The organism is Candidatus Melainabacteria bacterium, from assembly GCA_016193285.1.
GTDB lineage: Bacteria > Cyanobacteriota > Vampirovibrionia > 2-02-FULL-35-15 > 2-02-FULL-35-15 > JACPSL01.
In genome coordinates, this window is the sequence record JACPSL010000008.1 from 100,263 (window position 1) to 123,272 (window position 23,010).

Below are 23,010 nucleotides of genomic sequence, written 5' to 3' on the forward strand. Positions count from 1 at the left end.
TATTTTGGCCAGTAGCTTTACTCCTTTTATTTAATATTTTTTACCTTTCACGGAGATGTGCGGAATGTGGGATTAACTTTAACACTTCAAAACTTCTAAACACTGATATAATTAGTTCCTACAATTATGTCAGAAGAAAAAGGGCACAAAATAAAATTAAGAGGTTCAGAAGCACTTTTAAATTGTTTAGTAAAAGAAGGTGTAAAAACAATTTTTGGTTATCCAGGAGGTGCTGTTCTTGGACTTTATGATGAGCTATATAAAAGGAATGACGTAAATCATATACTTGTTCGCCATGAACAATGTGCAGCTTTTATGGCCGATGGTTATGCAAGAATTTCTGGCAAGCCAGGAATTGTTCTTGCTACAAGTGGTCCTGGAGCAACAAATATAGTTACTGGCTTATGCAGCTCTCACATGGACTCAATCCCAGTAATTGCTTTAACTGGACAAGTTTCTACAGGAGCAATTGGAAAAGATTTTTTTCAAGAAGCAGATATTACTGGCATTACAATGCCAGTAGTAAAACATAGTTATCTTGTTCTTACACCAAATCAAATTCCAAAAACAATTAGAAAAGCTTTTTTAATTTCTTCAACTGGAAGACCTGGCCCTGTTTTAATTGACTTGCCAAGAGATGTTTTAAAAACCTCCTTTGATTATTTTGAAGGAATGGAAAATAAATTTACTTTACCAGGTTACAAACCAACTATAAAAGGAAATGCTAGGCAAATTCATACTGCAGCAAAATTAATTCTAGAATCTAAAAAGCCTGTTTTATATATTGGAGGGGGTGTAATTGGAAGTAATGCATCAGAAGAAATACTTAAACTAGCTGAAACATGCTCTATACCAGTGACTTATACTATCATGGGGAAAGGTGCCTTCCCAGATAATCACTTTTTAAACTATGGAATGCTTGGAATGCATGGAACTGCTTATGCAAATTATGCAATTCATGAATGTGACTTATTAATTGCTGTTGGTGTTCGTTTTGATGATCGTGTTACTGGAAAAGTAGAAACATTTGCACCTGGTGCAAATGTTATCCACATAGACATTGATCCTGCTGAAATTGGGAAAAACAGAGTCATGAGAGATGTAATTGATATCCCAATTGTAGGTGATGCAAAAAATGTTTTAACTGACTTAAATGAAAAAATTAATGGTAAAAAATGTGATACTACAGAGTGGATTTCACAAATTGAAGAATGGAAAAAACAATATCCTTTGGATATCCCAAAAGATAAAAATCAAATTTCACCACAGCAAATTCTTTTAACCTTAAATAAATATTTTAAGGATGCAATTTATACAGTAGATGTTGGTCAACATCAAATGTGGGCAGCTCAATATCTTGAAATAAATAAACCAAGACACTGGTGTAGTTCAAGCGGACTTGGTTCAATGGGATATGGTTTCCCTGCAGCACTTGGAGCAAAAGCAGCAGCAAAAGAGTTAGGACTTGACACGCCAGTGATTTCTATAACTGGAGATGGTGGTTTCCAAATGAACTTTCAAGAATTAGGAACAATGATAGCTAGTGATCTTCCAGTAATAATTGTTTTATTTAATAACAGCAATCTTGGTATGGTAAGACAATGGCAAGAACTTTTCTTTGACAAACGTTACAGCTATATTGACTTAGGTATAGGAAGTCCAGATTACGTAAAACTAGCTGAAGCATTTGGAGTAAAAGGAATAAGAATTGAAGATCCAAATGATGTAGAGAGTGCCATTAAAGAAGCAGTAGGGGCGTACCATGGTACGCCCTGCCGTGGTAAACCCCTATTGCTGGATTTCAAACTCCATTATGAAGCAAATGTCTGGCCAATGGTACCACCTGGCTCCTCGAGTAATGAAATGATGGGAATAAGCTCAAATACATTACCTGCAATGCCAGTTAATAAAGCTGAACTTGAAAAGAAGATTAAGAGATAAACCATGGCATGTCCTTACAATATATAATAACGGTTGTTAATAAATACAATAAATATAATTTTATTTTAGGAAAATATCATAAATGGCTGGTGCAACTTATCTACAAGAAACAAGAGCTCTTAGTACTAGAAGGTACTTACCTTGGAATAATTTTGGAAATATTCAAAGGAATGCAAGATCATTTCTTGATAATAATAAAACTACAATTAACTATATTGGTAATGGTGGTGCATCTTTAATTAATCTAATAACTTTTATAAATAGTAACTGGACATTTTTAGAATCACTTCAAGATTGGCTAGAAAAAATTAGCGGGATTTGGACAAAGTTTGCTACAGGAACACAAGGGCTTGTTGGAGGAATTGATCTTTGGGAAAAGAAAAATTTGGTTCCCTTTTTTGGAAATATCTTAGAAATCCCAATTGCAATATTTAGCAGTGGATTTAATTTATGGTTATTCAGGGGAATTTCACAAGGGTTAGGACAATTTTTTAGAATTATAGACCAAAGAGAAAGAGTTAGTGATGAAAATGGGAAAAAAGAAATTATTGGTGGCAACTTTATGGAAAGAGGTTGGCTGAAAAGTCTTGAAGAATTTTTAAAAGAAATTCCTAAAATAGTTAAAGAGCTTATAGAAAAACCCCAAAATATTAGTAAATTAACACATGGACTAACTCTAGCTTCAATTTTACAGACTACTGGTGCCATTATAGCTTTTGTTTTTCAGCCTCTTGGAGCTTTAATAAGGAATATTGGTGGAATAAGTTGTGATTTTTCTCTTATTACAGATGAAAACAAAAAAATTACTTCTGATGGTTCCTTTAGTGAAGGTAAGAAAAGAGGATTAAACTTAAACTCACGCTTTGTTCAATCAGGATTAGTGTGGGTAAGTGCAGCATTTGCAGATGAATTAAAACGAGTTCCATTTATTGCAGAGAAAGTACAAGGATTAAATTTCCTCTCTTACTTTTTCGATAGAGGTGCAAGTGTGTTTTATACTCTAGGAATTCTGGAAACACATTCAGAAAATAAAAAGTTAAGCCTGTATGACGAAGGAATGAAAGTAAATCCAAACTAATCAACTAATTATTGTAAAATTATTTTAAATGCTAAGTGAAAACAACACTATAATTCTCATCGATGCACCTAACCTAGCTTTTAGAATGTTTTTTGCAATGGAGCGTACAAACATGCGAACCTTAGGAGGTATTCCTACTTGGGCAACATATGGTTTTTTAAAAGCACTTTTTGATCTTCTTGATAAAACAAAACCAAAAGCAATTGCAGCAGCATATGACTGTAAGGAACCAACGTTTAGGCATAAAGCATATGAAGAGTATAAAGCAAATAGACCTGAAGAAATGCCAGAAGAATTGTCTACTCAATGGCCTTATATTAGAGAAGGACTTGAGAGTTTTGAAATTCCAATTTATGAACTCCCTGGATATGAAGCAGACGATGTTATTGGAACACTTGCAAAAAAAGCTAGTGCCAGCGGGCAAAACGTTTTAATCCTTACAGGAGATCGTGATGCTTTTCAATTAATTAATGACAAAATAAAAGTTCTTGTCCCCTCTAAAGGTGAATTAAAAGAATATGGCAGGCAAGAAGTTTTTGATTATTGGGGAATATGGCCTGAACAAGTAATAGATTTTAAAAGCCTTTGTGGTGACTCATCAGACAATATTCCTGGTGTAGAAGGAATAGGTGAAAAAACAGCTGCAAAGCTTTTAGCTGAATATGGAACACTTGACAACATTTTTAAAAATGTAACTAAAGTAGAACAAAAAGGACTTCAAGAGAAAATAATAAAAGGTGAAAAAAGTGCTCTCCTTTCAAAAAAATTAGCAACAATTCATACCAGTGTACCAATAGACATTAATTTAAAAGATACTCATTTAAATATACCAGACACAAATAAACTAACAAGATTTTTACAAAAACTTGAATTTAATAGCTTTGTAAAAAGATTACCTAATGTCCTTGCTCCTTTTAATGAAGGTAAACCATTTGAAATAAAAGACCAAGGTTCACAACAATTGAAATTAGAAGATCCTATAGAAAAACTTAAAACCCCATCCTTAAAGACAAATATAACTGATACAGAAGAAGATCTAGATAAATTCATTAATGAATTAAGTAACAAAAATTATATTTGCATTGATCTGGAAACTAATTCAATTGATTCAATGACATGTGAAATTGTTGGTATAAGCCTTGCATGTTTTAAAAAAGAAAAACCAGATCTTGAAAAATCAGAAGATATAAGTGCTTGTTACATACCAATAGGACACAATTCTGGCAAGCAGTTAAAATCAGAACAAGTTTTAAAAGAATTAAAACCAATTTTAGAAAATCCCAAGAAACTTAAAATTGCACAAAATTGTAAGTTTGAATATGAGATTTTAAAAAGGTATGGAATAGATCTTAATGAAAATATTTATGACACAATGCTAGCTAGCTATGTCTCAAACCCTGATGAAAAGCATGGATTAAAGGATCAAACAGCAAGGATTTTAGGCTTTAGAATGACAAAAATTGATGAATTAATTGGAAGTGGGAAGAAACAATTATCCATGGCAGACATTGATATAGATAGAGTTGCACCTTATGCAATTGCAGATGCAACATTTACACTTGAGCTGGCTAAATATTATAAAGCTAACTTAGAAAAATCTTTAACAAGTGTACTTGAAGGAATTGAAAACCCGTTAATTCCTGTTTTAGCTAATATGGAATTAGATGGGGTAAGAATTGATACCAAATTTTTAAAAGAACTTTCAAATGAAATTACAAAAAAAGCCTGCGAACTAGAAGAAAAAATTTTTAAAGCAGCAGGTGAACCTTTTAACATTAATTCCCCTCAACAACTTGGAAAAATTCTTTTTGACAAACTTAAACTTGAACACGAAGGAAAAATTACTAAAACTGGTCAATATTCTACAGATGCAAGAACACTTGAAGCATTAGCTCATCACGATAAAACAAAAATTGTAGAAAACATTCTTGAATACAGACAATTAACAAAATTAATCTCTACTTATACTGATTCACTGCCAGAACAAATAGATAAAAAGACTGGAAACATTCATTGTGATTTTAATCAAACAATTACAACTACAGGAAGATTAAGTTCAAGCAATCCAAATCTACAAAATATTCCTATAAGATCAGAGCTTGGCAGAAAGATTAGAAAAGCATTTGTTTCAAGTTTTGACCATGGATTAATACTAAGTGCTGATTATTCACAAATTGAACTTAGAATACTTGCACACATGTCAGAAGATCCAGTTTTAATAAAAGCATTTAAAGCTGGAGAAGATATACATAAAAGAACTGCAATGGAAATTTATGATGTAAGCGAAGACAAAGTTACTCCTGAGGCGCGATCACATGGTAAAACTTTAAACTTTGCATTAATTTATCAACAAGGTGCATTTGCAACTGCAAGACAGTTAGCTATAAGTCAAAAAGAAGCACAAGATTTTATAGATAAATATTTTCAAACCTTTAAAAAAGTAAAACCATTTTTTGAAAACCTTTTAAAACATGCCAAGAAAAAAAGTTATGTTGAAACAATGTATGGAAGAAGAAGATATTTCAAAAACTTAAACGTAAAAAACAAAGCTCTTCAAAGAGAAGATGAAAGAGCAGCTTGTAATGCACCTTTGCAGGGAACTGCAGCAGATATTATGAAACTTGCAATGATAAAAGTTTATAAGGAACTTAAAGAAAAAGAATATAAATCAAAACTTATACTTCAAGTACATGACGAACTTGTTTTAGATGTTTATCCAGAAGAAAAAGAAAAAATTGAAAAAGTTGTAAAAGAAGCAATGGAATTAAATCAACCACTTAAAGTTCCACTTGTAGTAAATATGAGCTGGGGAAAAGATTGGTGTGAATTAGAGTGACAACAGAACAAGAAATATTAAAAGTAATTAGAGCAATTGTTCCAAACTCAAAAAAATTTTTATTTGACGACGCAGCAATTATAGAAAAAGATTTAATAGTAACCACAGATACGCTTGTAGAGAACACGCATTTTACAACTAAAACTTATACCCCGGAGGAAATTGGATGGAAAGCGCTAGCAGTAAATTTAAGTGATATTGCTGCAATGGGTGGAAAACCTCTTTACGCCTTGGTTTCACTATCACTACCTGCTCCTCCATTGCTGTGGATAAAAAAATTATATAAAGGAATCCTATCTTGTGCAAAAAAATATAAAACACAAATTATAGGTGGTAATCTTGCAAGATCAAAAGAAATAAATATTACGATTACATTAATTGGAAAAACTGTAGAGACGCCTCATTGGGGCGTCTCTACGGGAAAACGATCAAACGCAAAACCAGGTGATCTTGTTTTCGTCACAGGAACATTTGGCTATGCAGCAAAAAAACCAATACCACAAATAAAATTAGGACAAAAAATTATAAAGCTTACAAAAAGATGTGCACTAATGGACTCAAGTGACGGCCTTGCAGATTGTTTAATTCAAATATCAAATGAAAGCAAGGTAAAGATTATAATTGATGAAGATAAAATCCCAATTTCAAAAAAAATTTTGTATAGTGGCGAGGACTACCAATTAGTAGGTACAGCTAGTAAGGAAGATTGCAGGAAATTAAAAAAAATAAAAGAAATTAAAATAATTGGAGAAGTAGAGACGCCACGATGTGGCGTCTCCGGTGCATTTTTAAAGCAAAAAAACAATAAGCTTGTTAAACTTGACAGGAAGAGAACCTATGAACACTTCAAATGAACGAATTGCAGCTATAGATATTGGTTCAAACTCCTTTCATATTATTGTTGCTGAAATTAATCCAGAGTCACAGTCATTTAAAGTATTAGACAGACTTAGAGAAACAGTTAGGTTTGGTACATTTCATGAACCTAATCATGAACTAACAGAAAATGATATGAAAAGAGGATTTGAAACTCTTAAAAGATTTAAAAAACTTGCAGAAGGACATCATGTTACAGAAATTTTTGCAAGTGCAACAAGTGCAGTTAGAGAAGCTAGAAATGGCAAAGAGTGGTTGTTAAAAATTAGAAATGAATTGGATATTGATGCCCATCCTATCTCAGGAATTGAAGAAGCTAGGCTTATTTATCTAGGAGTTTTATCATCATTAGAACTGAAAGGAAGAAAAATTGGAATAGTTGATATTGGAGGAGGAAGCACAGAATTTATAGTAGGAGACGAAGAGTTTATTTACCACTTATCAAGTATAAAATCAGGTGCAGTAAGACTTACTGAAAGAGATTTAAAAGATGAATCTAACATTTTAGAAAAAGTTGAGTGTGTTGAAAAATCTATTGAAGGCTTGATATTAACTAAAGTTCAACAAATCGAACAAGCTGGTGGATTTGACTTTTTAGTAGGAACGTCCGGAACTGTTCAAACAATTGCAAATATTGATTATCGAATACATAACTTTGCTGACTCTGAAAATATACCAAACTTAAACCAATACAAAATAACTTATGAATCATTATGTTCAATTTTAGAAAAGATGATTCAAACTCCTAAAGAAAAACGTGCAGATGCTTTTGACATAAGCAAAAACAGGGCTGAAATAATACTAGCTGGTGCAATTATTTTAAAAGCAATAATGAAAAATTTAAACGTAAAAGAAATTTTTTATTGTGATAGAGCTTTAAGAGAAGGGCTTATTGTAGACAAGTTGCTTCAAAAAGGAATAATTAAAGACCGATTACAATATCAAAAAACTATTAGGGAAAGAAGTGTAATAGAACTTGCTAACAAGTATCACTTTCAAGAAAATCATGCCCTCCAAGTTAGAAAGTTAAGTTCAATAATATTTGATAAAACTAAAAGTATGCTCCACAATTATGGAGCTAAAGAAAAAGAACTTTTAGAAGCCGCTGCAACGCTTCATGACATAGGTGCACTAGTAACACAAAACGATCATCATAAGCACTCTTATTACCTCATAAGAAATAGTGGATTATTAGGATTTAATGATGAAGAAGTAGAACTTATAGCTAATATAGCTAGGTACCATAGACAAAGCAACCCTAAAGATAGCCACCCAAACTTTCAGAATCTGCCAAGAGATCATAAAAAGCTTGTAAAAGAGCTAAGTTCCTTCTTAAGGATAGCTGAGGGACTAGATAAAGGACATAGGTGTGCTATAAAAGATATTGATATTAATCCTAATTCCACTAAAAAAAAGTTAAAATGTAAAATAGTAAGTGGTAAAAGAGGATATGATTGTGCACTTGAAATTTGGTCAGCAATTGGTAAAAGTAGAGAATTTAAAAAAGAGTTTGGGGTTGACATTGATTTTGTTTTACAAAAGATGGGGAAGCAACTTGTGAGTAATAAATCTTAGATGATTACAAACACAGATTTAAAAAAATTAATTGTTTAATGATGATGGGTTTACAATTTGCCGAAGTGGTGAAATTGGCAAACACACTACGTTCAGGTCGTAGCGGGCGAAAGCCCTTGTGGGTTCAACTCCCACCTTCGGCAAATCAGAGATCAGAGAATCAGAAAGGAAGGATTAAAAATTAATGTTCTACTCTGATCCTCTAGTACGGGCGGCTGCCCGAGTGGCCAAAGGGGGCAGACTGTAAATCTGCTGACGTAAGTCTTCGCTGGTTCGACCCCAGCGCCGCCCATGCCCCTCTAGCTCAGTTGGTAGAGCACGTCCTTGGTAAGGACGAGGTCGCCGGTTCAATCCCGGTGGGGGGCTAATTTAAGTGATAAGTGATAAGAGGTAAGTGGTAAGAAAAAAGTCCTTAATTTATAAGCCTTATAATATAGGCATGACATTTGATACTACAAGAGACAATGTTTTCCAAAACTTAAGAAGTAAGGGTCTTCGTGTAACGACTCAAAGAGAAAAAATTTTACAGATCTTTATGGATCTTCCAGATGGAACTCATTTAAGTGCAGAAGATCTTTTTAACACTCTTAGTAAAAAACATGACAATATTAGTTTAGCTACTACATATAGAACTTTAAAATTACTTTCTCAGTTTGGGTATTTAAGAGAACTTGACTTTGCAGAAGGTCATAAGCATTATGAACTAAACAAAGATAAAAGGCCTCATCATCATATTATTTGCTTAAACTGTAATAAGACAATGGAATTTGAAGATGACTTAGTAAATGAAGTAGGCTATAGGATTGCACAGGAAAAAGGTGTAGAAGTAGTTGATATTCAATTTAAAATCTATGCAGTTTGTTGTGGAGAGCATGATGATGAATTAAAGACTCATAGATCGTGATCGTGCTTTTTCTCGAATCTTATTTCTAAGTCCTTCTTCCTTTGGTCTTGCAAGTCTAATAGGTTCTAAAATTGTTTGCATGTATATTTTATCCGGATGATCTTTTCTGCTACCTGCAATTCCAATTAATACTTCAGTATTTACTATCTCACCACGATAATTAAAAGTCGGCCCCACAGAACTAAGTATGTCTCTTGCAGCAGTAGCTTTTTCCAGATCGTTGTTATGTGTTCTATAAAGTGCACTTGCACAACTAGCGCTAGCTGCAAAATCTGGACCATGTTTTATATATTCTGCAGCTGCACGTTTTAAAATAGTCCTTGCAAGTTCTACATTTCCTTTAGCTCTTAAAAAAGTTGCTTTTTCTACTATTTCGCTTGCTCCTGCGATACCTCTTGAGATCAATCCTGCAGGCTCTATAGCTTTTTGTTTAAAACTTGTGGTACTACTAACTACTATGCTCATGAAATATTCTCCTTCAAATGTAAATTATTATCTAACTAATCAATTAACACTATCGTATCAAAGGGGTTAAAGCTTGTAAATAAGAAATATTTTAATATAACGCCTTAATTAGATTTGTAAGCTCTTTGTAACCACTTTGCAAAAGCCTTAACAGCCATGGCTCTGTGACTAAGCTTGTTTTTTAAGTTTGGACTTATTTGAGCAGAGGTTTTGTTTAAGCCGGGAACAATAAAAATCGGATCATAACCAAAACCATTTTCCCCAATTGGTTTTTCTGCAATCCTTCCGAACCAAGATTTTTTTGTTTTAAAAATAATTTTTCCATTCATGTCAGTAGCTACTATGGCACAAGTAAAGCAACATTTCTTATTTTTTTTATTTTTTAGTTTTTGAATAATTTCATACATCCCTTTACCATTTCTAAAAAATCTTGAGGATTTTACCCCTGGCTTTTTGTTTAAGACAAACACTTCTATTCCTGAGTCATCAGAAAATGCAATGCATTTTAACTTTTTTGATAACGATTTAGCTTTTTTATATGCATTTTCTACAAATGATTTTCCATTTTCATTAACTAAAAAATCTCTTGGTGTTGGTTTGATGCTAATCTTTTTTAAAGGCCATATGTTTTTAATTTCATTTAGTTTATCCTTATTTGAAGAAGCAAAGTAAATGTATTTGGATTTTTTCATGGATTTTAAAAATGTTTTAAGTAAACTTGAATCAAAAAAAGATCTAAATGAAAAAGATCTTAATATTATTGTGCATAATTTTAAAGAAAGATTGCTGAATGATGAAGATATTAAAAAACTTGCAATCTTGTGGAGACAAAAAAAAGAAACACCTTCTGAACTAATTAAATTAGCAAATATTTTATTTTCTTTTTCAAAACAAATTGAGCTTGATACTGAAGCAATTGATATTTGTGGAACTGGTGGAGATATGTTAAATACGTTTAATGTATCTACCTTAGCTGCAATTGTTGCATCTTCTTGTGGGATAAAAGTAATTAAGCATTCTGGAAGAAGTACTACTAGTGTTCTTGGAAGTGTGGATATCTTAAATAAAATCGAAATAAATTTAGATTCTAAATATAATGAAGAGTGTTTTAGAAAATATAATTTAATGTTTGTCAGCTCAAAAATATTAAGAGAGTTATTTAGTGATGTAAAAAGAGTTTGTAAAAAAAATAAAATTTCTTGCTTTGTAAATTTATTAGGTCCTCTGACAAATCCATATAAAACATCATTTCACCTTTTAGGTGTTTCAAAGATTGAATGGGGAGAATTAATGTCCAGTGCGTTAAGTTTGCAAGAAAAAAAAGAAGTACTTGTTGTATGTTCTAAAATAAATGAAAATATGTACTTAGATGAGTTTTCATTGTGTGGAACAAATTATATTTGGTTAGTTAAAAATGGTGAAATAAAAAAAGAAATACTTGAAGCTAAGGATTTAAATGAATCTATAATGCAAGTGGATGATTTAATTATTAAAAATTCAGATGAGGGTGTAAGTGTCTTTTTTAATATTTTAAAAGGAAATTATTTTAAGGAAAAAATAATGAATAAGGCTAAATTTGTAGCAATTAATACAGGAGCAGCTTTATATTTAAGTAAGAAAGCCTCATCTTTTAGTGATGGTTATAGGATTGCATTACAACATTTACAATCTGGGAAAGTCTGGGAACATTTCCAAAATTTCACAAACTGTATAAGAGAAACGTAAGTTTTAGCTGGTTTAAAAAATTAGAAGAGGAAGTTTATATGCGATATTTCAAGTTTAGTTTATTGTTTTTATTAGTTTTAATTTCATTGTGTTTGTTAACTAAGTCAGTACGTTCAGAAGAGCCAAAGTCGTTAAGTGCTGAGATAATTGATAGATATGCAGAAGCTCAAGAAAAATTACTACATGCAAAAGTAAATTACAAGACTATAAGAATGCAGGAAAATGCAATTGAAAATATGAGAAAGGCAACAAGACTATCTTTAAAAGCTTCAAAACTCAGAGCAAAAGCAGAACGTTTGCAAAATAAGGCTGATGTCTTAGTAAACAAAGCAAACTTAGCAGCATTAAGTCGAGGTTTATATATTACAAATCCGCTTACACCAGTAATGTCTCCACCTCCTCCTGAGGTTACTAGTCAGGTTGTATCATCTCCTGTTTCTCCACCAGTTCCAGGCCAACCAATTAATGTAGCAATTCCAAGAGGTGAAGAAGTTTCTTATATTATGGATTCAGGTGATGGGACTCTTACTCCACCTTTGCTTGATAATTACTAATTAGATGTTTTAGCTAAAAGAAATTTTGTCCTGACCCAAATGAAAGTAGATTTGCATTTGGAATTGGATAATTTATTGGAAATCCTACAGGCTTTCCATTGACAACTGCATACTGTAGTCTCCCGTCAGGTGTAGACATTGATTGATAGTAAGGAAATGATGAAGGTGATCTAGCACTTGGCTGTGCCTGTTGCATAAAAGCAGTAGATGACAACATATGAGCTAATTGAGGGTTGAAACCACCATAACCACCGTAACCACCAAAAGGATTTAAGCCACCATAACCACCATAACCACCGTAACCACCAAAAGGATTTAAGCCACCATAACCACCATAACCACCATAACCACCAAAAGGATTTAAGCCACCATAACCACCATAACCACCATAACCACCATAACCACCATAGCCACCACCGTAACCACCGTAACCACCATAGCCACCACCATAACCACCATAACCACCATAACCACCGTAACCACCATAACCACCATAACCACCGTAACCACCATAACCATCGTAACCATAGCTGCCAAAGGGATTACCAAATTGATTAACGCTGTTACTATAAGGACTTAAATAAGGATCACCAAACTGACCAAACTGACCAAACTGATTACCGAACTGATTTCCCGCTTGGTTACCGAATCTATAATATGGGTTTGGGCCAAATAATGGGTTATTAAATAGAAAAGGGGAAAAACTATCTCCTCTTATTACTTGAGGTGATACAACTGGTTGTCCTGCTTGAGGTAAGGCTTGGCCAGGGCGAAGAGGAGCAGGTCTTGGTGCTTGTGGCATTATTCTTCTGATGTTTCCAGGATTTAAAATAAACATAAGTTTTCCCACCTATTATTGTTTGTTAGAAGTATTAAGAAAAAGTAAAAAAGTAGTATATGTATTATTGTTATGCCAAATAATTATGTCCATTTTTTTGGGTTATCCCTATTTATGCTAGTATTTTTTGTGCTGTAAGAGGGTATTTCTTTGAAAACAGTTTTAGATCCACAAGTTAAAAAAGATGAGCTTGTAATAGCTAAAAAAACTTTTAAGTCAAGGCTATTAGTAGGTACTGGAAAATTTTCTGATTTTAATACAATGAAACTAGCACATGAAAAGTCTGGTGCTGAAATTATTACTGTAGCTATAAGAAGAATAGATTTAAATGCACAAGGACATGTTGGATTGCTTGATGAAATTGATACAAAAAAATATTTGATTTTACCAAACACTGCTGGATGCCAAACAAAAGAAGAAGCAATAAGAATTGCAAGGCTTGGAAGAGCAATGGGTATAAATAATTGGGTAAAACTTGAAGTAATTCCAGATCCAAAATATCTTTTACCAGATCCAATTGCTACTTTAGAAGCAGCAAAAGAACTTATAGAAGAAGGCTTTGTTGTTCTTCCTTATATAAATGCAGATCCAGTGCTAGCTAAAAAGTTAGAAGAAATTGGCTGTGCTACTGTTATGCCGCTTGGCTCCCCAATTGGTACAGGTCAAGGAATTAAAACAAAGGCAAATATTGAAATTATTATTAAAGAGTCAAAAGTTCCTGTGATTGTTGATGCTGGAATTGGAGTACCATCTGAAGCTAGTGAAGTTATGGAAATGGGCGCAGATGCAGTTCTTATTAATACAGGAATTGCATGTGCTTGTGATCCATCTCAAATGGCAGAAGCTTTTAAACTTGGTGTAGAAGCTGGACGAAAAGCATATCTTGCAGGACGCATACCCGTTAAAGAATATGCTAGTGCTAGTAGTCCTATTGAAGGGATCATACCGGTGTATCGGCGAACTAGTGAAACGGCGAAAGGATAAAAAGGAGAAGAAAAATGCGAGCAAACTGGGTAGAAAAAAGAAAAAACGATCTAAATAAAACTCAAATGCATTATGCAAAAAATGGGATTGCTACCGAAGAAATGGAATATGTAGCTAAGGTTGAAGATCTTGAAGCTGAGTTTGTTAGATCTGAAGTAGCTCGTGGAAGAATGATAATTCCAGCAAATATAAATCATATAAATCTTGTGCCAATGTGCATAGGAATAAATTCTAAATGCAAAATCAATGCAAATATTGGTAATTCAGCAGTAACTTCAAATATAGAAGAAGAACTTAAAAAACTTGAAATGTCTATAAAATATGGTGCTGACACTGCAATGGATCTTTCAACAGGTGGAAACCTAGATGAGATTAGGTGTGAAATTATTAATAAGAGTTCAATCCCTATTGGTACAGTTCCTATTTATCAAGCTGTTCAAAAAGTAAAAGATGTTGGTGATTTAACTGCCTATGATATTTTCAATGTGATTGAACTTCAAGCAAAACAAGGTGTAGATTACATGACACTTCACTGTGGGGTTTTACAAGAATATTTGCCACTTGTTTCAGGAAGAATAACAGGAATAGTTAGTCGTGGTGGAGCTATTATGGCAGAGTGGATGATAAAAAATGGGAAACAAAATCCACTCTATACGCACTATGACAAGGTTTTAGAAATTTGTAAAAAGTATGATGTTACTATTTCGCTTGGTGATGGGCTGAGACCTGGTTGTATTCATGATGCAAGTGACAATGCACAATTTGCAGAGCTAAAAACTTTAGGTGAATTAACACTTAAAGCATGGGAACAAGATGTCCAGGTAATGATAGAAGGTCCAGGACATGTACCAATGAATCAAATTGACATGAATGTAAAAATACAAATGGAGATGTGTCATGAAGCACCATTTTATGTTCTTGGTCCTTTGGTTACTGATATAGGGCCAGGCTATGATCACATTACATCAGCAATTGGAGCAGCACTTGCAGGATGGTCAGGAGCAGCAATGTTATGTTATGTAACTCCCAAAGAACATTTAGGATTGCCAAACCCTAATGATGTAAGAGAAGGAATTATTGCATATAAAATTGCAGCTCATGCAGCAGATATTGCACGGCATAGAAGAAATGCAATCAACAGAGATAATGAACTTTCAAAAGCTCGTTATGCATTTGATTGGAAAAAACAATTTGAACTATCTTTAGATCCAGATCGTGCTAGAGAATATCATGATGAAACACTTCCAAGTGAATTCTTTAAGTCTGCAGAATTTTGTTCTATGTGTGGTCCAAAATTTTGCTCAATGCATTTGAACAGAGCTGTGGACGAGTATAATAAGCAATTAAAAAAAGAAAAGGCAATCGTTTAGCGTAACATCCTACTTATTAACTGTGATATCCACGGAATGTTTGTATATTTTCCATACAGACAAAATATTACGCAATAAATAATTAAAATTAATCCGCCGTAGTAAAATGCTTGTTGTAAAAGACCATGAAAAACATGTAGTGAACCTGTAATAAAAGAAATACCAGGAATTAAGGATAGGATTTGCATTATTAATGAAAATAAAATTGTAATTCCTTGTGGAATAAACATATATAACATTCCAATAAATAATGATTGGTAACAATGAAATCTTACAAAATCTTTCTGATCAAAATAATTTTTTCTTGAAATTAATAGCCATATTAATCCCCATATACCAAGTGTTAAGTATGCTACAGCACTGCCTAATTTTTCTTTTATTGTAGGTAATTGGGTTGACATTTTAAAATATTTATAATTTCATTTATATCAATCTTACATTCAATTTCGCTATGAGTCTTTAAGTTTTTAATTTTGAAACAATTTTTCTTTTTTTCTTCATCTAGATAAAATAATACAAAATCAAAATCTTTTTTAACTGCAGCTTCAACTTGTTTTGAGATATTTACAGGGTTATAGTTTATGTCAATATTTAATTTTAAATTTTTATTTTTAGTTTCTTTATAAAGCTCTGTAGAAATATTAAATGCTTCGCTTTGATTTGTTAAAAACATTATTGAAATATTTGTTTTCTTATCTTCTTTTACTAGAAGCATTAACCTTTCAATCCCAATTGCCCATCCAAAACCTGGTGTCTTTGGTCCACCTAATGATTCAACTAAGCTATCATATCTGCCACCTGCACAAATGGTAGATTGCCCTTTTAAGATTTCACTCGTTGATTTAATTTCAAAAACAAAATCATTGTAATAATCTAATCCTCTTACTAGGTTTGGATTAGTAACAATATTTCTAATTTGCCTTTGGTTTTTATCTTTATATAGCCCAAGTAAGTTTTTAATTTCTTCCCATCTTTTATTAGAGTCAAAAGATAAAAATTCTAATGGTTTTTTAGCTCCAGCATAAATTTCTTGATCAGCTTTTACCTTACAATCAAGCATCCTAAGAGGATTTTGCTCATACCTTCTTTTACAATCATTACAAAGATCTCCTAAAAAGCCTTTAGTATATTTTTGAAAGTATTCTTTATATAATTTTCTTGATTCTTCATCACCAAGAGAATTTATTTCTATTCTAAAATCAATCTCAAGATCTTCAAAAATATTTGAGAGAAGATAAATTGACTCTACTTCACATGTAATTGAATTACTTCCCAAAACTTCTGCATTTATTTGATGAAATTGTCTGTGTCGTCCTGTCTGGGATCTCTCATAGCGAAACATTGGACCATGTGTCCAGAGTTTTACAGGTTTTGACTCACGATGGAGTCCATTTTCAATATATGCTCTAACAATTCCACAAGTTGCTTCAGGGCGAAGAGTAAGCGATCTATCACTTCTGTCTAAAAAAGTATACATTTCCTTATTTACAATGTCTGTGCTTTCACCAACACTTCTTTGGAAAAGTTCAGTATGTTCAAAAATTGGAATTATAATTTCTTTAAAAGAGTAGTATTTTAAAATTTCTTTCGAAGCATCTAGAATTTTTTGCCATTTTTTAATTTCTTTTGGCAAAATGTCTTGTGTTCCACGTGGTGCTTGATATTTCATAGATATACTGACGTAAGTTATTGTCGAATGTTTAGCTTCTTAGTTATGTAGTTTATTACTATATAAAAAACAGGTGCAATGCAAAGATTTATAAGTGCTCCATTAAAGCTAATTAAAAAATATCTCTCAAATAAATTAAATGAATTACTTATACCATATTGCCAGCCGTTTAGAAGTTCAAGTACTAAGGTAAATAAAAAAGAAAGGATCATATAAAATAAAAGTTCATCTGAAAAAATATTTTTCTTAAGTAAGCCTGCTAAAAGTCCAATTAAAGGATAAGAAACTAAAAAAGTGTGGTCATATAAAATGCTAGAAATAAAAAAAGAAGAAGTTATTCCATAAAACATTCCAAAATAAGGTCCAAATATAAGACCAAAGTAAATATTACTTAGCAAAATTAGATTTAATGTTGTATCTAAAAATAAAAACTTATTAATGACAGACACTTGAGTAACCCACATAAAAAGAGCAAATATGAATACAAAAATGTATTTAGATCTTTCTTTCCTAATTTTGTGACTAAAGAAAGTTATTTCTGACATATGTTTCTATTACGTATTATAATTGATAAGCGAAATATCATTTTATTTTAAGTTAAGTGAAAACTGAAAATTAGGAATCGATCATATTGGGGAGTCGCCAAGCGGTAAGGCAAAGGGTAATGACTCCCGCCATTCAAATGGTGAAGTTGTAAACTGAGAATTAGAAATCGATCTTATTGGGGAGTCGCCAAGCGGTAAGGCAGCGGGTTTTGGTCCCGCCATTCGTGGGTTCAAATCCTACCTCCCCAGATAATCTCCAGATTTCACACAACCAGCAAAATCAGAAAATGGTTCTTTTAGCTCTACAGTTAGATTAGAGCCAGAAAGAGATGAGTTCGATACCATGTAATTTAGAAACTCTCGTTTTTCTTCAAGACTTTGCTGCACATAAAGCTCATAAGCTCTATTAGCCAAGTCTAAAAGCCTGCAACCGCCTTCAAAGTAATTTCGATTTGCTTCATATTCTTTATTACCTAATTGTTCCTTTAATCTTAGTTCAAGTAGTGTTTCAAGCTGTTTATTAGACTTATTGCTTTTAATCCATTTTTAATCAAATGTAAGTATCATAAATTATAAAATTAGCTGTTATCCCAGGAACTTAAGGTATTATTTTATATCCCTAATAAACTGGGTAATATAATATTATAGAAAGCTATGCTAACAAAATCTCAACAACTTGTATACAAAATTATAGATGAGCTTGAAAAAGTGGAAGATAAAACTAAACTTGCCAAGTTACAATATTTAGCTGATTTCATTCATTTTGCTTTTCACGATAATTTTGTCTCTGGCAAAGAAATTGTTTACACAAAGCAAAAGCAAGGTCCACTGGCAAGCACTTTAACGAATGATTTAGAAGCATTAAAGGAAAAGAAAATTATTGAGGAAAACCCTGCTTTCAGTTATAAGATTAAAAAAACAGCCCAGATAAATTTGACTCCTGAAGAAATTAAAACTGTTCAGTATGTTTGTAATAAATACGGAAAATTAAATTGGAGAGATTTGGTCAGCATTTCTCATGAACAAGAACCTTACCTGTCTGCTGCTGAAGGTGGAGTAATTGAAAGCTTTACTGCATATAATTTAATTGACGATCATGAACAGGAGTACAATGCAATTTCTTGCCGCTCCTAAGATTTTTAAAGATTTTAAGTTCTTGCATAAAAAGCTCAAATTAAATATTTTTGAATGTTTCAGCGATAGTGAACATGATTTAGATGGATACAAAATCGGGCAAGTTCTAAAGAACATAATCATTAATAGCTTGGAAATTGAAGGATTTTCCGATGCCCTTGATAGGCAAAAACTTATATCAAAAGGGTGGAAGATTTTTAAGTTTAGATTTGCTGTTGATAATGAAGGAAAAAGTAAAGGGCTGAGAGTGTTTTATGCAAAGAAGCTTGAAGAAGATATTTTAATTCTTCTGTATGTAAATAAGAAAAGATATTGCCCGGATAACAATGAACTGGAAGAAGAAGTTTACAGTAGGTTGTCAGATTATATAAACAATTAGTCTCTATCTGTCTAAATTAGTCAACTGTTGTCCATTTACATATCAAGCAGCTTTCAAGCGTTTTAAGCTATAATTTAGCTTATGGATCTCATCGGGATACTCTCTTATAAAAGTTAGAATCTTGTCTCGTAAGCCCAGCAATTGATTCTATATACAAAGAAAAATTAATTAAAGACTAAACTTCTCTTAGTATTTGTATAAATGTTTTTCTTAGCGGATCGTCAGTTCTTGCTTTTTCCTTTATACATCTAATATTATCTCTTACGCCTTGCCCTGTTAAATTAAAGTATTCACATAGATCGCTCATTTTTAATCGATGAAAAACGCGTAGCAAATAAAGCAAGATAGCTCTTGCATCTCTTGTTGCATCATTATTGCTACCTCTACTTAATTTACCTTTATGTAATATTGAGTTAGTCATTAGACCAAAATGTTTTGCAACCAATGTAGCAGATTATTCCAAAAGGTTATCAAAGTTATCTATTTCTTGTGGACATATCTTTCCTGCTAAATCAATAATATTAGGAGAAATTGGTGGTTTGCCTCAATCAATATTTCAAAGCGAAATCAAGCCAAGGTTGAAAATAGCTTTGAATTTAAATTAAGCTGGACTAGAACATATCATTTCCCAGAAAAAACTGCACAAGAGATGATAACAGTAGAACAATTTCTAAAAGGTCAAGGCTTCGATCTATCAGATGAAGCATTACTTAAATAATGACTTTCTGTTATAAAATAAACTCATGCACTTAGAGCATCTACAAGAAACAGATCCAGAAGTTTTTGAGTTTATTAATAAAGAATTCACAAGACAACAAACTAAGCTTGAAATGATTGCAAGTGAAAACTTTACAAGCCTTGCAGTTATGGAAGCTCAAGGAACAGTCCTTACAAATAAATATGCAGAAGGCCTTCCAAAAAAAAGATATTACGGCGGATGTGAATATTATGATGAGATTGAATTACTTGCAATTGAAAGAGCAAAAAAATTGTTTAATGCGGAACATGTAAATGTCCAGCCTCATAGTGGAGCACAAGCAAATTTTGCAGTGTTCTTAGCTGCTTTAACTCCTGGAGATACTATTTTAGGAATGTCACTTGATCAGGGAGGACATCTTACTCATGGTTCTAAAGCCAATGTTTCTGGAAAATGGTTTCGTTCAGTTTTTTATGGTGTAGCTGAAAATGGTTTTATTGATTATGATGAGGTTGAAAAAATTGCAAAGCTAGAAAAACCAAAATTAATTATTGCAGGTGCAAGTGCATATTCAAGAACAATTCATTTTGATAAGTTTAAATCCATTGCAGATTCTTGTGGTGCTTTACTTATGGTAGACATGGCTCATATTGCAGGTCTTATTGCTTGTGGTTTACATCCAAGCCCTTTTCCTTTTGCTGATTTTGTAACTACTACTACTCATAAAACTTTACGTGGACCAAGAGGTGGGTTAGTCTTTTCAACTCCTAAGTTTTCTAAACAAATTGATTCAGCAGTTTTTCCAGGCAGTCAAGGTGGTCCTTTAATGCATGTAATTGCAGCAAAAGCAGTTGCTTTAAAAGAAGCATTAAAACCAGAATTTAAAATCTATCAAAAATCAATTGTTGAAAATGCAAAAACCTTAGCAAATACTTTAATAAGAAATGGAATTGATGTTGTAAGTGGTGGTACTGATAATCATTTATTACTAGTTGATCTAAGAAAAGTAAATCTAACTGGCAAAGAAGCAGAAGCATTGCTTGATTCTATTGGAATTACTTGTAATAAAAACACAATTCCAAGAGATCCACAATCTCCATTTGTAACAAGCGGTATTAGACTTGGTACACCTGCTATCACAACTAGAGGCATGAGAACTAGAGAAATGGAACTACTTGGAGAAATTATTGCAAATATTTTAAAGGCTCCTAAAGATAGTAAAGTATTAGAAACAACCAAACAAAATGTAGAAAATTTATGTAAAAATTTTCCTTTATATGTGGAATGTGCTATTAAATAAGATTTTTTATAATTTAGAAACAGTTCAATTCTTTGGTTTTATTATTGCTTTAATGATTTCATATTTAATAACTCCTTACATACAAAGTCGTGCTAGAAAACTTGGATTTTTAGATAAGCCATCCGAAAGAAAAATTCACAAAATACCAGTACCGCGTCTTGGCGGGGTAAGTGTTTATATTAGTTTCTTTTTAACTACATTATTTTTTATTACTGTTTACTGGAAATATCATTCTCTTTTAACAGGGACATTTACACTCATGGGAATTTTTGCTGGCGGTACAATTATTTTTATTCTTGGCTTATTTGATGACATAGAACCATTACCTGCTTTACTAAAATTTTTAATACAAATTTTAGCAGCAAGTGTTGCATGGTTTTTAGGAGTAAAGATCTTACAAGTTGTTAATCCTCTTTATCATGCTAATTTTTATTTCTTTGAATTTTCCATTGGAGATGAAACTATTTACTTTAGCCATCTTGTAAGTTTTTTATTAACTCTTATCTGGATAGTTGGAATTACAAATGCAATTAATTTAATTGATGGAATGGATGGTCTAGCTACAGGGATTTCTTTAATAAGTGCAATTGCAATCTGGGCAGTTTCAGTTGACTATAGAATAAATCAGCCTGCAGGTGCATTAATGGCAGCTACATTAGCAGGAAGTCTTCTTGGTTTTCTAAGATGGAATTTTAATCCAGCAAGAATTTTTTTAGGTGATTCAGGTGCTTACTTAACAGGCTTTGTACTTTCTTCCTTAGCTGTCAGTTGTGTAGTAAAAAAAGTAGCACTTAGCATAATGACTCCTGCTTTTATATTAATTTTTGCCCTGCCAATAATGGATACTACATTTGCAATTTTAAGAAGGACATTTACTGGAAAATCTGTTTTTAAGCCTGATAAAGAACATTTGTATCACAGAGTCCTTGCAGTTGGCTTGTCTCAAAAGATTACTTCTTATCTTTTATATTTTGTTTCTGGTTCACTTGGACTTTTAGCAACTTACTTAATTAGTTTTAAATCTACTTTGAGATATGTTTTCTTATCAACTATTGTTATGTCAATTGCACTCTTTTACACCTTTGTAATTAATTGGAGAAGACAGAAACCATTTAGGAATTTATTTAATAATCCCCAGCATCGTATCCACCTTGATTAAAAAGTAAGTCATATGGAATTTGCCCATTCTGACCATATTGATTTCCATATGGTTGATTTGGAAATTGATATGGTGCTTGAGGTAGTCCTCCATAGTTAGGTTGTGTATTTAATAACAACGGTTCTGGAATCATTACTAATATTGGATTTCCATAACTATCCTTTACGATTTCGCTAGTCTCTTGATTAATTAAGTAACCTGTCTTTGGATCTATTGTGTAGTTCCGAGGTGGTACTTGAGATAGTGTCTGTGCTTGTGGAATTAGCCCGCCACTCTTTTTAACAAGGATTGATATTCTTTCAATTAATGGTTTTTGTTTTGCTCGAAGAATTTCTCCTTGACTTAACATTTTTTCTTCTAATCTTGAAACCCTTGCTTGAAATGGTAAGTTATTAAATACGTGATTAAACACTTTTTTCTCAAGCTGGCTTATAGCTCCAACTACACCAGTGTTAAACAATTCATCATAGATTATTGTTTGTTGTGCTTTTATTTCGTTTACTTCTTTTACTTCTGATTTTTTTTCTGGTTCTATTGCAAATGTTATTTTGTTAATCCTTGTTTCAATATTTTCATTTGCATATTTTTTGCCGAATATAAACTCTTCTATTCTGGAAATTCTTTGTTCAGATGTTTCACCCTTAAATGTTTCATGATAGATTTTTTCTTCAATTTTATCTAGCTTATTTATGTTACTGTACTCATTCTCGGTTGCATAAACACTAGCTTCTAACTTGTAGAAAAAAAATGCTAATAATATAAATATTACAGATACAAAAAACTTAAAATCTTTTCTTTCTTCTTGCTTGTATTCTTTTTCTTTTTTTCTTAACACTTGGTTTTTCGTAATGTTCTCTTCGACGGACTTCTGTTAGTATTCCTGCTTTCTGGACCTTTTTTTTAAATCTTTTTAAAGCAGATTCTAAACTCTCACCATCATCTATTCTAATTTCTGACAATTTTTATATTCCCTCCTCTCTT

General features: G+C 32.3%; 23 protein-coding genes and 4 tRNA genes. 18 read left to right on the forward strand and 9 right to left on the reverse strand.

The features are described from left to right. Window positions 1-126: 126 nt before the first annotated feature. The 9 genes from ilvB to HYY52_02015 all read left to right on the forward strand — a co-directional run bounded on the left by ilvB (window position 127) and on the right by HYY52_02015 (window position 9,210). Window positions 127-1,941: a biosynthetic-type acetolactate synthase large subunit gene (gene ilvB / locus HYY52_01975; protein MBI2995464.1), complete on the forward strand. Its 1,815-nt coding sequence runs from the start codon at window positions 127-129 to the stop codon at window positions 1,939-1,941. Between the two features lie 82 nt (window positions 1,942-2,023). Further along, on the forward strand, window positions 2,024-3,019 hold the full coding sequence (locus HYY52_01980; GenBank protein MBI2995465.1) for a hypothetical protein: 996 nt from the start codon (window positions 2,024-2,026) through the stop codon (window positions 3,017-3,019). 28 nt (window positions 3,020-3,047) lie between these two features. Then, entirely contained in the window at window positions 3,048-5,855 is a 2,808-nt protein-coding gene (gene polA, locus HYY52_01985) for a DNA polymerase I (GenBank protein MBI2995466.1), read from the forward strand. After that, window positions 5,852-6,709, forward strand: coding sequence for a thiamine-monophosphate kinase (locus tag HYY52_01990; protein MBI2995467.1), 858 nt, complete (start codon window positions 5,852-5,854; stop codon window positions 6,707-6,709). Before polA ends, HYY52_01990 begins: the two co-directional genes overlap by 4 nt. Next, a complete protein-coding gene (locus tag HYY52_01995; GenBank protein ID MBI2995468.1) occupies window positions 6,693-8,306 on the forward strand; it encodes a Ppx/GppA family phosphatase in 1,614 nt (537 codons plus the stop codon). Before HYY52_01990 ends, HYY52_01995 begins: the two co-directional genes overlap by 17 nt. Window positions 8,307-8,365: 59 nt before the next feature. Beyond that, window positions 8,366-8,449: transfer RNA gene (locus HYY52_02000), tRNA-Leu, on the forward strand. A 66-nt stretch (window positions 8,450-8,515) separates the two neighbouring features. Next, window positions 8,516-8,598, forward strand: a tRNA-Tyr gene (locus HYY52_02005). 1 nt (window position 8,599) lies between these two features. Beyond that, window positions 8,600-8,672 (forward strand) — tRNA-Thr (locus tag HYY52_02010). Between the two features lie 73 nt (window positions 8,673-8,745). After that, complete coding sequence (locus tag HYY52_02015) at window positions 8,746-9,210, forward strand: transcriptional repressor (GenBank protein MBI2995469.1); 465 nt, start codon at window positions 8,746-8,748, stop codon at window positions 9,208-9,210. On the opposite strand, the gene HYY52_02020 is transcribed toward HYY52_02015, so the two are convergent. Both HYY52_02020 and HYY52_02025 read right to left on the reverse strand, forming a co-directional pair. Continuing rightward, the gene (locus tag HYY52_02020) at window positions 9,190-9,675 is read right to left on the reverse strand and encodes a hypothetical protein (protein ID MBI2995470.1); all 486 of its coding nucleotides are present in this window, start codon (window positions 9,673-9,675) and stop codon (window positions 9,190-9,192) included. The genes HYY52_02015 and HYY52_02020 overlap by 21 nt on opposite strands. A gap of 104 nt (window positions 9,676-9,779) precedes the next feature. Beyond that, window positions 9,780-10,367, reverse strand: coding sequence for a non-canonical purine NTP pyrophosphatase (locus HYY52_02025; protein MBI2995471.1), 588 nt, complete (start codon window positions 10,365-10,367; stop codon window positions 9,780-9,782). Here HYY52_02025 and trpD point away from each other — a divergent pair. Then, complete coding sequence (gene trpD / locus HYY52_02030) at window positions 10,366-11,400, forward strand: anthranilate phosphoribosyltransferase (protein ID MBI2995472.1); 1,035 nt, start codon at window positions 10,366-10,368, stop codon at window positions 11,398-11,400. The two genes, HYY52_02025 and trpD, sit on opposite strands and share 2 nt — an antisense overlap. Window positions 11,401-11,438: 38 nt before the next feature. After that, window positions 11,439-11,954 (forward strand): hypothetical protein, encoded by a 516-nt coding sequence (locus HYY52_02035; GenBank protein ID MBI2995473.1) that lies wholly within the window; start codon window positions 11,439-11,441, stop codon window positions 11,952-11,954. Window positions 11,955-11,967: 13 nt separating this feature from the next. On the opposite strand, the gene HYY52_02040 is transcribed toward HYY52_02035, so the two are convergent. Then, entirely contained in the window at window positions 11,968-12,792 is an 825-nt protein-coding gene (locus HYY52_02040; protein ID MBI2995474.1) for a hypothetical protein, read from the reverse strand. 150 nt (window positions 12,793-12,942) lie between these two features. Here HYY52_02040 and HYY52_02045 point away from each other — a divergent pair, with 150 nt between their 5' ends. Both HYY52_02045 and thiC read left to right on the forward strand, forming a co-directional pair. Next, a complete protein-coding gene (locus HYY52_02045; protein MBI2995475.1) occupies window positions 12,943-13,776 on the forward strand; it encodes a thiazole synthase in 834 nt (277 codons plus the stop codon). A 14-nt stretch (window positions 13,777-13,790) separates the two neighbouring features. Then, window positions 13,791-15,146: a phosphomethylpyrimidine synthase ThiC gene (thiC, locus tag HYY52_02050; GenBank protein MBI2995476.1), complete on the forward strand. Its 1,356-nt coding sequence runs from the start codon at window positions 13,791-13,793 to the stop codon at window positions 15,144-15,146. On the opposite strand, the gene HYY52_02055 is transcribed toward thiC, so the two are convergent. From HYY52_02055 to HYY52_02065, 3 genes are read right to left on the reverse strand one after another with little or no spacing between them, the layout of a single operon-like run. After that, entirely contained in the window at window positions 15,143-15,547 is a 405-nt protein-coding gene (locus tag HYY52_02055; GenBank protein ID MBI2995477.1) for a hypothetical protein, read from the reverse strand. The genes thiC and HYY52_02055 overlap by 4 nt on opposite strands. Beyond that, a complete protein-coding gene (locus tag HYY52_02060; GenBank protein MBI2995478.1) occupies window positions 15,523-16,815 on the reverse strand; it encodes a histidine--tRNA ligase in 1,293 nt (430 codons plus the stop codon). The genes HYY52_02055 and HYY52_02060 overlap by 25 nt, the downstream gene beginning before the upstream one ends. Window positions 16,816-16,832: 17 nt before the next feature. Beyond that, window positions 16,833-17,360: a hypothetical protein gene (locus HYY52_02065; protein MBI2995479.1), complete on the reverse strand. Its 528-nt coding sequence runs from the start codon at window positions 17,358-17,360 to the stop codon at window positions 16,833-16,835. A 177-nt stretch (window positions 17,361-17,537) separates the two neighbouring features. On the opposite strand from HYY52_02065, the gene HYY52_02070 reads away from it, so the two are divergent. The 3 genes from HYY52_02070 to HYY52_02080 all read left to right on the forward strand — a co-directional run bounded on the left by HYY52_02070 (window position 17,538) and on the right by HYY52_02080 (window position 18,873). Beyond that, window positions 17,538-17,609: transfer RNA gene (locus HYY52_02070), tRNA-Gln, on the forward strand. A gap of 405 nt (window positions 17,610-18,014) precedes the next feature. Further along, entirely contained in the window at window positions 18,015-18,494 is a 480-nt protein-coding gene (locus tag HYY52_02075; GenBank protein MBI2995480.1) for a SocA family protein, read from the forward strand. Continuing rightward, the gene (locus tag HYY52_02080) at window positions 18,472-18,873 is read left to right on the forward strand and encodes a hypothetical protein (GenBank protein ID MBI2995481.1); all 402 of its coding nucleotides are present in this window, start codon (window positions 18,472-18,474) and stop codon (window positions 18,871-18,873) included. The genes HYY52_02075 and HYY52_02080 overlap by 23 nt, the downstream gene beginning before the upstream one ends. A 175-nt stretch (window positions 18,874-19,048) precedes the next feature. Here the strand turns inward: HYY52_02080 and HYY52_02085 are convergent, their stop codons facing one another. Next, the gene (locus tag HYY52_02085; GenBank protein ID MBI2995482.1) at window positions 19,049-19,294 is read right to left on the reverse strand and encodes a hypothetical protein; all 246 of its coding nucleotides are present in this window, start codon (window positions 19,292-19,294) and stop codon (window positions 19,049-19,051) included. A 322-nt stretch (window positions 19,295-19,616) separates the two neighbouring features. On the opposite strand from HYY52_02085, the gene HYY52_02090 reads away from it, so the two are divergent. Both HYY52_02090 and HYY52_02095 read left to right on the forward strand, forming a co-directional pair. Next, window positions 19,617-20,870, forward strand: a complete 1,254-nt coding sequence (locus HYY52_02090; GenBank protein MBI2995483.1) for a serine hydroxymethyltransferase — start codon at window positions 19,617-19,619, stop codon at window positions 20,868-20,870. Then, complete coding sequence (locus tag HYY52_02095; protein MBI2995484.1) at window positions 20,848-22,029, forward strand: undecaprenyl/decaprenyl-phosphate alpha-N-acetylglucosaminyl 1-phosphate transferase; 1,182 nt, start codon at window positions 20,848-20,850, stop codon at window positions 22,027-22,029. Before HYY52_02090 ends, HYY52_02095 begins: the two co-directional genes overlap by 23 nt. Here the strand turns inward: HYY52_02095 and HYY52_02100 are convergent. Both HYY52_02100 and HYY52_02105 read right to left on the reverse strand, forming a co-directional pair. Further along, window positions 21,995-22,864: a hypothetical protein gene (locus HYY52_02100; protein MBI2995485.1), complete on the reverse strand. Its 870-nt coding sequence runs from the start codon at window positions 22,862-22,864 to the stop codon at window positions 21,995-21,997. The genes HYY52_02095 and HYY52_02100 overlap by 35 nt on opposite strands. Continuing rightward, entirely contained in the window at window positions 22,812-22,988 is a 177-nt protein-coding gene (locus HYY52_02105) for a 30S ribosomal protein S21 (protein MBI2995486.1), read from the reverse strand. The genes HYY52_02100 and HYY52_02105 overlap by 53 nt, the downstream gene beginning before the upstream one ends. Window positions 22,989-23,010: the final 22 nt, after the last annotated feature.